Genomic DNA, 1,939 nt, shown 5'->3' with positions numbered 1-1,939 from the left:
CGTCGCCCTTCTGTCGGCAGTCGCGGAGGATCTTGTAGTTCTTCATACGGGCGAAGGTGTGCTCGACGCAGGAACGCACGCGCCGGTGCTCGGAGTTGTCCTCCTTCTGGGCCCGCAGGAGGGGCCGGCCGGCACGTTTGCGGTGCAGGACGGCCGGGCCGCTGTTGAGGTAGGCGCCGTCGGCAAGGGTGGTGGTGCCGACGCAGACGGCGGGGAGGCCTCATGGTCGAGCCGCCGGCCTTCGCGGACCGCTCTGCGTAGCGCGCGTACACGTGGCCGTCGCCCGGCTCGGCTGTGTCCCACCATCGCGGGTTCGTCGCCGTCGCCCTGCCGGATCATGATCTCGGCGGTGACCCACTCGACGGCCCTCCACCCGACATCCGTGAACGGATCCATGAGCGCCAGCGCCCGTTCGAACTCGCCGGGGCACACAGTTCTCGAGCCGCCGCCTCGGCGCAGTTCCAGTCCCCGCGTTCCTGCGCCGCCTGGATCAGCAGCTCAAACTGCCCGAGGTCGAGGAGGGTCGTGGTCGACCGCAACGTGTACACCGGCCAGAACCGAACCCGGAGATGCAACGGTCGGCGTAACGAGCGCCCGGGCAGCCGCGAGCGTCGACCGGCTCGACTCGGCGAGGGCGTCGGCGGAACAGGCGTGGGCTGGGCGTTGCCAGCTTCCGGCGGAGCACCGACAGGTTCGGCGCTCCTGCCTGATCTTTGACGATACGTCAGCGATCCCGTCCGGCCGGATCGTCCGGGTTGGGGCCGGTGGACGTGGCGCGCGCCGCTGCGCGCCGGTTCCAGCCGTGGAAGGGCGAGTGGTCGCCCCTGTCCCACTTCTCGCGCAGGCCCGGGGTGCTCAGGTCCCAGTCGGGGCGGATCTCGCGGGAGACCTCGCGCAGGTCGCGCCAGAGGTCGGCCACCGACGGACGGCCCCAGAACCAGTAGCCGTTGTAGACGCTGTGCACGACCAGGCCCGGCTTGAGGACCAGCGTGTGCGGGATCATCGGGTCGTGGTCGGGGTCGGTGTACTCGGCGATGTCCAGGTCCTGCTGCACGATGCGCCCGGGGTCGGCGAGGAACGGCCACTGGGCGCCGACCGACGCACGGAACTCCTGGAGTTCGTGGTGTTCGTCGGTCGCGATGGTGACGACCTGGGTGTAGGCCACGGCGATCTTCGGGTAGAAGGCCGCGAGTTCGAGATGCTGCTGGTGCTCCTTCGGGCAGTAGTGGCCGCGGGCCAGGGTGAGGATCAGCGGGTCGTCGCCCTGCAGCCTGCTGAGCCTGCGCGGCACATTGGCGTGGTCGGGCAGTTCGTAGTCGGGAAAGGTCCCGCCGGGCCTGATGTCGGAGCGCATGCTGAAGCCCTTTCGCCTGCCGGCTGGCTGCTCACCAAGGGAGCGGCTGCCGCCCGCCGTCGATGTCGTGGGTCGCCCCGGTCGGGCCGGTGCCGGTCGGGCCGGTGCTGGTCATCGCGCCGTCGGCTGCGCCGCGGCGGGGTCGCCGCCCCGGGCGATCCCGGCGCGCAGCGACTTCAACGCGGCCAGGTAGATCTCCGAGAACGTCGGGAACGGCTGGATCGTGTCGCTCAGCACGTTGAGCGGGACCCGCGCGCGGATCGCCAGGGTGGCCTGCTGCAGCCACTCGCCGGCCTCCGGGCCGAGGGCGCAGGCGCCCGTCAGCGTCTCGCCGTCGCTGAACAGCGTGAGGAAGCCGTTGCTGGTGGCGTACTCACGTGTGTAGGTGGCGGTCTTCGCCACGTCCGACAGCGGGACGGTGGCGCTGAACCGGCCGTCGGCGGAGCCGACCGCGGCGGCCTGCGGATCGGTGTAGACCACCCGTGGGACGGCGCTGTAGTCGGCGGGCCGGGGCATGCCGAGGATGTTCGCCGCGACGATACGCCCCTGGTACTTGCCGACGTGGGTGAGCGGCCACCGGCCGGT

Annotated in this window: 1 protein-coding gene and 2 pseudogenes; all 3 read right to left on the bottom strand. The window is 71.2% G+C overall.

Features of this window, described 5'->3' with window-relative positions; all coding sequences use genetic code 11:
* Positions 1–205, bottom strand: a pseudogene (locus ABZ641_RS35330) (transposase family protein); the annotation flags it as partial.
* A 519-nt stretch (positions 206–724) separates the two neighbouring features.
* Complete coding sequence (locus tag ABZ641_RS35325; protein WP_359988496.1) at positions 725–1,354, bottom strand: redoxin domain-containing protein; 630 nt, start codon at positions 1,352–1,354, stop codon at positions 725–727.
* A gap of 111 nt (positions 1,355–1,465) precedes the next feature.
* Positions 1,466–1,939, bottom strand: a pseudogene (locus ABZ641_RS35320) (pyridine nucleotide-disulfide oxidoreductase); the annotation flags it as partial.

It is taken from the genome of Kitasatospora sp. NPDC007106, from assembly GCF_040634455.1.
Taxonomy (GTDB): domain Bacteria; phylum Actinomycetota; class Actinomycetes; order Streptomycetales; family Streptomycetaceae; genus Kitasatospora; species Kitasatospora arboriphila.
Note: the sequence above shows the minus strand (reverse complement) of the source record. Positions and strands in the feature narration are given on the sequence as shown.